This window comes from Geomonas sp. (assembly GCF_056994735.1).
In genome coordinates this window covers 1-7,773 of the sequence record NZ_JBXKJL010000456.1, presented here as the reverse complement: position 1 = coordinate 7,773, position 7,773 = coordinate 1, and the positions used below count along the sequence as shown (strand labels likewise).

Below are 7,773 nucleotides of genomic sequence, written 5' to 3'. Positions count from 1 at the left end.
CGTACGTGGAAAAACTCGCGGCGATCTTCCAGCGCAACGAAGTAAAGAGCATCACCGTGGCCATCATGGAGGTTCCCTGCTGCCGCGGCCTCGACATGATGGTCAGGCAGGCGCTTTCGATGTCCGGAAAAGATATTCCGCTGGAGACGGCGATCATCGGTGTCAATGGAGAGAGGAGGAACTAGCCATGAAACGGGATATAACCCAGAGGCTCAAGGACGAACATCAACTGATACTGAGGATGCTGGTACTGCTGGAGGAAAACGCACGGCTGACTGAGGAAGGATCGTTCCGGGATTACCAGTTCTACCTCGACGGCGTCGACTTCATCAGGAACTACGCCGACCGGTTCCACCACGCCAAGGAGGAGGATATCCTGTTCGAGGCGCTGATCGACAACGGCATGCCGAGGGCCAACAGCCCGGTGGCGGCCATGCTGATGGAGCACGACATGGGGCGGGCCTTCGTCAAAGGCATGGAAGAGGCGGCCACCCGCGCCATCAACGGGGAGCCGGGCCAGGAGGAAGCGATCGTGACCAATGCCCGGGGATACCTCGAGTTGTTGCGCGAGCACATCTCCAAGGAGGATGACATCCTCTATCCGCTGGCGGAAAGGATCATTCCCGATGAGAAACGCGAAGGGATCGTCGACGGCTATCACGCCGCCGAGGAGAAAGCCGCCAAGGGGCTGGAGGAGCACTACCGGTCCATCGTGGAGGGGTACGAGGCGAAAAAGGCTGCATAGGCAGAGGTGGAAACGCCCTGCTTAGGCAGAGGTGGAAACGCCCTGCTTAGGCAGAGGTGGAAACGCCCTGCTTAGGCAGAGGTGGAAACGCCCTGCTTAGGCAGACGTGGAAACACCCTGCTTAGGCAGACGTGTAGGAGCGCCCTCCCGGGCGCGAACCAGGCGTTGACCTGTGCGGAACAAAAGGTCGTTGACTGGAATGACAGACGTAAAAATGGCGGGGGGAAAATTCCCCCGCCATTTTTTTGTTGTACCGGCTTTGAGAGTCAAGGCGAGGGCGCCAGTCACATGGAAACTGGTCCAGGCTGGCAACCTCCCTCACCCGGCCTTCGGCCACCCTCTCCCGCAGGGCGAGGGGATTATTTATTCACCCTTCACCCTTCACCCTTCACCATTCACCATTCACCATTCACCATTCACCATTCACCATTCACGGTTTCACCCGGCTACTCGAGGTTGTCCTCGATCCTGATGAAGTTGCTCTTGGCGCGGATGACGTCGAAGGCGTCGATTTCGGCCAGGGCGTGGCGGACATCCGCCTCACGGGCCTCGTGGGTCATGATGACGATCGGCACGATGTCGCTGCTCTTGGCGCTTTGCACCATGGAGGCGATGCTGATGCCCCTGGCGCCCAAGGCGCCAGCGATCCTGGCCAGTACGCCGGGACGGTCAAGGGCGTGGAAGCGGATGTAGTACTTGCTGACGATCTCTCCGATCGGTTTGATCGGCAGGACCGCCACGTTCTCGTCCAGGTAGCCAAGGGGTGCGCAGCGGCGCGAGATGCCGGCGCCCATGTTGCGGCAAAGGTCGACGACGTCCCCTATCACGGCGCTGGCGGTGGCATCCATGCCGGCACCCCTGCCGTAGAACATCACCGGGCCCACGAAGTCGCCGGTGAGCCTGATGGCGTTGAAGACGCCATGAACGTCGGCCAGCGGGTAGTCGCAGGGAATCATGGTGGCATGGACCCTGGCCTCGATCTGGCCGCCGTCCAGCTTCCCGATCGCCAGGAGCTTGATGCGGTAGCCGAAGGATTTGGCGAAGTCGACGTCTTCGGAGGTGATCGAGGTGATCCCCTCGGAGTAGATGTCCTTCAGGTTGATCTTGGTCCCGAAGCAGAGCGACAGGAGCAGGCAGAGCTTGTGAGCGGTATCGACCCCTTCGATGTCGAAGGTCGGATCGGCCTCGGCGTAGCCGAGCTGCTGGGCGCTTTTCAGGACCTCGCCGAAATCGGCACCTTCCTGGGTCATACGGGTGAGTATGTAGTTGCAGGTTCCGTTGACGATGCCGAGCACGGTGGAGAAGCGGTTCGCCGCCATGTTCCCCTTGATGGCCGAGAGAACCGGGATGCCGCCACCGACCGCCGCTTCGAAGAGGACCTCGACCCCGTTCTCCTTGGCCGCTGCATAAAGCTCCTCGCCGTGGACGGCGAGAAGGGCCTTGTTGGCGGTGACCACATGCTTGCCGTGCGCTATGGCCTTGAGGGCGAAGGTGCGGGCGGGCTCATAACCGCCGATCAGCTCTATGACGACGGAGATCTCCGGGTCGGTGAGGATTTCGTCGGCGTTGCGGGTCAGGGTGATACCTTCGGTGCTGACACCGCGGTCGGAGGTTATATCAAGGTCGCCGATGGCCTTGAGTGAGATCTTGGCGCCGGTCTTCTCTTCGATCAGGCTGGCGTTCTCTCTGAGTACCTTGACTACCCCGGCGCCAATGGTGCCGAAACCAAGCAGGCCTATCTTTATCTCTTTCATAATCCCTCTTTTTACCGATTTAGAGATTCGAACACCAAAAACAGCAAAGGCGGGTAACAGGGATGTACAGGATATTCAGGATGAAACTCTAAAAGACGTTATCTTTTATCCTGTCTATCCTGTCGATCCCTGTAAAGCGCCTTTGTTTTTATTCTTTGTCCGTAACGCTGGAGGCGATTTCGTCGAGGATGCCGTTGACGAAGGAGGCCGAATCTTCGGCGCCGAACTTCTTGGCGACCTCTATGGCCTCGTTCATGGTGACGTTCTTGGGAATGTCCGGCCGGTAAAGGAGCTCGAAGACTGCCAGGCGCAGGATGTTGAGGTCGACCCTCGCCATGCGCGCCATGCTCCAGTGCTTCGATTTCTCGGCTATGCGGGCATCTATTTCGGAAAGATGCGACATTACGCCATTGACCAGCTCGGAGGCGAAGGCATATGCCTTGGAATTCACTGCCAGCGTCGGCTCATCCCCTTCACCAAAGCTCTCGATGATCCTCTTGAGAGCCGACAGTGCGTCGTGCGGTACCAGGTCCTTCGAGTAGAGCGCCTGCAGGGCAAGCTCTCTCCCTTCTCTGCGTGTCGTCAATTATTTCATCTCCTTGAACAGGCTCGCGGTCTCGATGGCGGTCACAGCCGCGTCGAAACCCTTGTTGCCGGCCTTGGTCCCGGCACGCTCGATCGCCTGCTCGATGGTATCGGTGGTCAGAACCCCGAAGGCGACCGGGATTCCGGTGTCGAGCGAGATGTGGGCGATGCCCTTGGAGACTTCGGATGCCACGTAGTCGAAATGGGGCGTAGAGCCGCGGATTACGGCGCCCAGGCAGATCAGGGCATCGTATCTGCCGGTCTCGGCCATCTTCTTGGTGGCGATGGGGATCTCGAATGCTCCCGGTACCCTGGCGACCGTGATCTGCGCGTCATCGGCGCCGTGACGGACCAGCGCGTCGAGTGCGCCCTCAAGGAGCCGCTCCCCGATGAAGCTGTTGAAACGAGCCACTACGATCCCGAACCTGAGTCCCTCCGCGTTCAGCTTTCCTTCTATAAACTTTGGCATAACATTCCTCTGTAATTAAGATAACTTTCAGCATCCGCCCTTCACTTCAGGGAGGAAGAAAATCAGATGTTTTCCAGCAGATGCCCCATCTTCTCGCGCTTGGTCCTCAGATATTTCTCGTTCGACTTAGAGGGCGCGATCTCGATGGGCACCCTCTCGACGATATCGATCCCGTATCCCTGCAGGCCAACCAGCTTCTTCGGGTTGTTGGTCATGAGACGGATCTTCTTTGCGCCGAGGTTCACCAGGATCTGGGCGCCGATGCCGTAATCCCTGAGGTCGGGCTTGAAGCCCAGGGCCAGGTTGGCCTCGACCGTGTCATGCCCCTGGTCCTGCAGCGCGTAGGCCTTCAACTTGTTGGTGAGGCCGATGCCGCGCCCTTCCTGGCGCATGTAGAGGATGACCCCGGCCCCTTCCGCCTCGATGCGCTCCATGGCGGCGTGAAGCTGGTCGGCGCAGTCGCACCTGACGCTGCCGAAGACGTCACCGGTCAGGCACTCGGAATGAACACGGACCAGGACGGGCTTGTCGCCCTTGATGTCCCCTTTCACCAGCGCCAGGTGTTCCAGCTTGTCGATATCGTTCTCGAAGGCGACGGCGCGGAAGCTTCCGAACTGGCTGGGGAGTGCCACGTCGACCGACCTGCGCACCAGCGATTCGTGCTTCATACGGTAGGCGACGAGATCGGCGATGGTGCAGACCTTCAGGCCGTGCTCCTTCGCGAACTTCTTCAAATCCGGCATCCGCGACATGGTGCCGTCTTCATTCATGATCTCGCAGATGACCCCGGCAGGCTCAAGCCCGGCCAGCCTTGCCAGATCGACGGATCCTTCAGTCTGGCCGGCACGTACCAGGACGCCGCCGTTTCTGGCGCGCAGCGGGAAAACGTGCCCCGGCCTCGCCAGGTCAGCGGCAGCGGCGTTGGGGGCTACCGCGGTGAGAATGGTATGGGAGCGGTCGGCAGCGGAGATCCCGGTGGTGACGCCCTTTTTAGCTTCTATCGACACGGTGAAGGCCGTGCCGAAGGAGGAGGTGTTGCTCTGGACCATGGGGGGAAGATCGAGCCGGTCGCAGCGTTCGGTGGTCATGGTAAGGCAGATGAGGCCGCGTCCGTATTTGGCCATGAAGTTGATGGCCTCCGGGGTCACGCACTGGGCCGCCATGGTCAGATCGCCTTCGTTTTCCCGGTCTTCATCGTCCACGAGGATGACCATTCTGCCGGCCTTAATCTCCTCTATGGCTTCCTCTATGCTCGCAACAGACATTCTTTAACCTCTCTTAAACTTGATCCGGATGAGACTCTATCTCTTCTCACATAAAGCCGCTTTTTGCAAGCAGTTCCAGCGAGACGCCGCCTTCTTTCGCCTCCCTGGCGCCCACCAGCCGCTCAAGGTACCTGCAGATGAGATCGGTCTCGATGTTGACCTGATCCCCCACGCGTTTGGCCATGAGGGTGGTCTTCGCCGCCGTATGGGGTATGACGTTGATGCTGAAAGTATCGGGACCGACGGAGTTCACGGTCAGGCTGATGCCGTCGATGGCGACGGAGCCCTTGGCCGCGATGTACTTCGCGAATTCGGCAGGATACCTGAAGGAGAAGACGATGTTGCCGGCGACCTCGCGGCGCTCGCAGACCGTGGCGACGCAGTCGACGTGCCCGGAAACGAGGTGGCCGTCCAGGCGGTCGGACAGGCGCATGGCGCGCTCCAGGTTGAGCGGAGAGCCTGCGCCCAGATGCTTGAACCCGGTGCGGTCGATGGTCTCCGGCGAGACATCGAATGTGACCGTGCCCCCGCCTTTCCGAACCACCGTGAGGCACGCGCCGTTGACGGCGATGGACGCGCCGATGGCGACCTCCTCAAGCGGAAGCGAGGTCTTGACGGTGAGGCTTCCCGACGCGCCCCTTCTCTCGATGGAGACCAGCTCGCCTACGGATTCTATGAGACCAGTGAACATATAAACCTCTGGGAGCCTTTACTTTTGATGCGACATCATGTGCGAATCTCCCCTCCCCTTGCAGACGGTAGGGGGCTGGGGGGGGAAGCTGCCAGCATTGTAGGAGCGCCCTCCCATCAAGGGAGGGGGAGGGTTATATGAGGGTGGATCGGACAACTTGCCTACAGCGTCGGCGTCCCTTCCACCAGCAGATCGCCCCCTACCCGTTTGACGGTCATCCCCTCGAGGCGGATGGCGTCGGCCATATTGGCCACACCTTCACCGGCGAAGAGACCGAAACCGGCGCCACCGACCATCTTGGGAGCCATGAAGATCATGCAGTGGTCGATCAGCCCCGCCCGGAGCGCCGCCCCGGCCAGGTGGCTTCCGCCTTCCAGCAGGACGGACTGCACCCCCGTCTCGCCCAGACGCCGCAGCATGTCCGCGAGGTCGACGCGCCCCTCGCTCTCGTTGCAGATCATCACCTCCGCCCCGCGAGATCTAATGGCGTCGATCTTCTCCTGGTCGCTGCTGCAGGTGGCGATCACGGTTCGCGCCGTCGACTTGACCGTGAAAAGCGCGGCGTGCAGCGGTATCCGCAGAGTGGAATCAACCACCACCCGCAGCGGGTCCTTCCCACCCGGCACGCGACAGGTCAGGAGCGGATCGTCCTTGATGACGGTACCGACCCCGACCATTATGGCGTCCATCCTCCCCCGCAGGCGATGGACTTCGCGTCGGGACTTGTCACTGGTGATCCACTTGGAATCGCCGCCGGCCGTGGCGCTCTTGCCGTCCAGGGTCAGCGCGCTCTTCAGCACCAGGTAGGGGAGCCTGGTCTGGATCCACTTGATGAAGGGGAGGTTCACTTCCCGGCAGGAGTCTCCCAAAAGACCGATCTCGACCGCGATCCCGGCAGCTCGCAGCATCTCGATTCCGGAGCCGGCGACCAGGGGATTGGGATCGACCATCCCCACGAAGACCCGTGCCACTTTGGCTGCGATGAGGGCCTGCGCGCAGGGGGGCGTCTTGCCGAAATGAGAGCACGGCTCCAGCGTCACGTAGACATCGGCGCCACGGGCAAGTTCTCCCGCGTCCCTTAGAGCGTGAACCTCGGCATGGGGGGTGCCGGCCTTCTTGTGCCAGCCCTGCCCCACCACCTTCCCGTTGCGAACGATGACGCAGCCAACCGCGGGGTTCGGGGAGGTCTTCCCCAACCCGCGCCGGGCCAGAGTCAGCGCCCGCCGCATATGTCCCAGGTGAGTGTGCGACATGGTGCTCCGCTTACTTCTTCAACAGGTCCTGCAGCTCGACCATGAATTCGCTGATGTCCTTGAAGGAACGGTAGACAGAGGCGAAGCGGACGTAGGCGACCTGGTCGACCTGGTGGAGCTCGGACATGATCCATTCACCCAGCGTGGTGGTTGGAACCTCCTTCTCACCGCTTTCCTGGAGGCGCGTCTCCAGCCGGTCCACCATCCTCTCGATGGTCTCCACAGAGACCGGCCTCTTTTCGCAGGCCTTCTGGATGCCGGCGACGAGCTTCATGCGATCGAAGGGCTCGCGCCTGCCGTCCCTCTTGGTGACCAGCGGGAGGATTTCCTCGACCCGCTCATGAGTGGTGAAGCGCTTGCCGCACGACTCGCATTCGCGCCTGCGCCTGATGGTCGCGCCCCCCTTGTCAGGACGGGAGTCGACGACTTTACTGTCGGAGAAGCCGCAGAAGGGACATTTCACGACTTCACCTCCTCGAACTTCTCGACCAGCAGGCCCGATTCCCGGATCATCTCCTCGGCCAGTTGGTCGGGGTAGCCGGAGAGGTAAACGACCCGCTTGATGCCTGCGTTGATCACCATCTTCGAGCAGATTATGCAGGGCATGGTATTACAGTAGAGGGTCGCGCCCTCGATGGAGGTGCCGTGCTTGGCGGCCTGGATGATGGCATTCTGCTCGGCATGGAGGCCGCGACAGAGTTCGTGCCGCTCCCCGGACGGTATCCCGAGCTTCTCCCTGAGACAACCGACGTCCAGACAGTGCGAGGTGCCGGAAGGCGCGCCGTTATAGCCGGTGGCCAGGATGTTCTTGTCCTTGACGATGACGGCGCCGACCTGCCGTCTGAGACAGGTGGAGCGCTTCGATACAAGGCGGGTGATCTCGATGAAATACTCATCCCAGGTGGGACGCGGCATAGAAAGCCCCTTTATGCTGAAATTCGCTCAGAATAGCTGATTCCCACAGTCCGGTCAATTCAGTTTTATCCTTCACTGTCCGCGCCTGTGCCAGTA

Annotated in this window: 9 protein-coding genes and 1 pseudogene; 2 read left to right on the top strand and 8 right to left on the bottom strand. The window is 60.8% G+C overall.

The genetic code is table 11. The features are described from left to right. Together AC11W3_RS19550 and AC11W3_RS19545 are read left to right on the top strand one after the other, a co-directional pair. Window positions 1–185, top strand: a pseudogene (locus tag AC11W3_RS19550) (iron-sulfur cluster-binding oxidoreductase); the annotation flags it as partial. A 2-nt stretch (window positions 186–187) separates the two neighbouring features. Next, on the top strand, window positions 188–745 hold the full coding sequence (locus tag AC11W3_RS19545) for a hemerythrin domain-containing protein (protein WP_484088281.1): 558 nt from the start codon (window positions 188–190) through the stop codon (window positions 743–745). A 446-nt stretch (window positions 746–1,191) separates the two neighbouring features. Here the strand turns inward: AC11W3_RS19545 and AC11W3_RS19540 are convergent, their stop codons facing one another. The 8 genes from AC11W3_RS19540 to AC11W3_RS19505 all read right to left on the bottom strand — a co-directional run bounded on the left by AC11W3_RS19540 (window position 1,192) and on the right by AC11W3_RS19505 (window position 7,677). Continuing rightward, window positions 1,192–2,499 (bottom strand): homoserine dehydrogenase, encoded by a 1,308-nt coding sequence (locus AC11W3_RS19540; RefSeq protein WP_484088282.1) that lies wholly within the window; start codon window positions 2,497–2,499, stop codon window positions 1,192–1,194. A gap of 148 nt (window positions 2,500–2,647) precedes the next feature. After that, the gene (nusB, locus tag AC11W3_RS19535; RefSeq protein WP_484088283.1) at window positions 2,648–3,085 is read right to left on the bottom strand and encodes a transcription antitermination factor NusB; all 438 of its coding nucleotides are present in this window, start codon (window positions 3,083–3,085) and stop codon (window positions 2,648–2,650) included. Further along, window positions 3,086–3,553 carry a 6,7-dimethyl-8-ribityllumazine synthase gene (gene ribH / locus AC11W3_RS19530; protein ID WP_484088284.1) on the bottom strand — a complete coding sequence of 156 codons (468 nt, stop codon included), beginning with the start codon at window positions 3,551–3,553 and terminating at the stop codon, window positions 3,086–3,088. Window positions 3,554–3,615: 62 nt separating this feature from the next. Beyond that, complete coding sequence (locus AC11W3_RS19525) at window positions 3,616–4,818, bottom strand: bifunctional 3,4-dihydroxy-2-butanone-4-phosphate synthase/GTP cyclohydrolase II (protein WP_484088285.1); 1,203 nt, start codon at window positions 4,816–4,818, stop codon at window positions 3,616–3,618. A gap of 46 nt (window positions 4,819–4,864) precedes the next feature. Then, window positions 4,865–5,509: a riboflavin synthase gene (locus AC11W3_RS19520; RefSeq protein WP_484093599.1), complete on the bottom strand. Its 645-nt coding sequence runs from the start codon at window positions 5,507–5,509 to the stop codon at window positions 4,865–4,867. Window positions 5,510–5,670: 161 nt separating this feature from the next. After that, a complete protein-coding gene (ribD, locus tag AC11W3_RS19515; RefSeq protein WP_484088287.1) occupies window positions 5,671–6,762 on the bottom strand; it encodes a bifunctional diaminohydroxyphosphoribosylaminopyrimidine deaminase/5-amino-6-(5-phosphoribosylamino)uracil reductase RibD in 1,092 nt (363 codons plus the stop codon). A gap of 10 nt (window positions 6,763–6,772) precedes the next feature. Then, window positions 6,773–7,225 (bottom strand): transcriptional regulator NrdR, encoded by a 453-nt coding sequence (nrdR, locus tag AC11W3_RS19510; protein WP_484088288.1) that lies wholly within the window; start codon window positions 7,223–7,225, stop codon window positions 6,773–6,775. Continuing rightward, window positions 7,222–7,677 carry a deoxycytidylate deaminase gene (locus AC11W3_RS19505; protein WP_484088289.1) on the bottom strand — a complete coding sequence of 152 codons (456 nt, stop codon included), beginning with the start codon at window positions 7,675–7,677 and terminating at the stop codon, window positions 7,222–7,224. The genes nrdR and AC11W3_RS19505 overlap by 4 nt, the downstream gene beginning before the upstream one ends. Window positions 7,678–7,773: the final 96 nt, after the last annotated feature.

Coding starts and splice junctions, on each gene's coding strand:
- AC11W3_RS19520 (WP_484093599.1), bottom strand. CDS start 5,509: ATGTTCACTGGTCTCATAGAATCCGTAGGCGAGCTGGTCTCCATCGAG.
- ribH (WP_484088284.1), bottom strand. CDS start 3,553: ATGCCAAAGTTTATAGAAGGAAAGCTGAACGCGGAGGGACTCAGGTTC.
- AC11W3_RS19505 (WP_484088289.1), bottom strand. CDS start 7,677: ATGCCGCGTCCCACCTGGGATGAGTATTTCATCGAGATCACCCGCCTT.
- AC11W3_RS19545 (WP_484088281.1), top strand. CDS start 188: ATGAAACGGGATATAACCCAGAGGCTCAAGGACGAACATCAACTGATA.
- ribD (WP_484088287.1), bottom strand. CDS start 6,762: ATGTCGCACACTCACCTGGGACATATGCGGCGGGCGCTGACTCTGGCC.
- AC11W3_RS19525 (WP_484088285.1), bottom strand. CDS start 4,818: ATGTCTGTTGCGAGCATAGAGGAAGCCATAGAGGAGATTAAGGCCGGC.
- AC11W3_RS19540 (WP_484088282.1), bottom strand. CDS start 2,499: ATGAAAGAGATAAAGATAGGCCTGCTTGGTTTCGGCACCATTGGCGCC.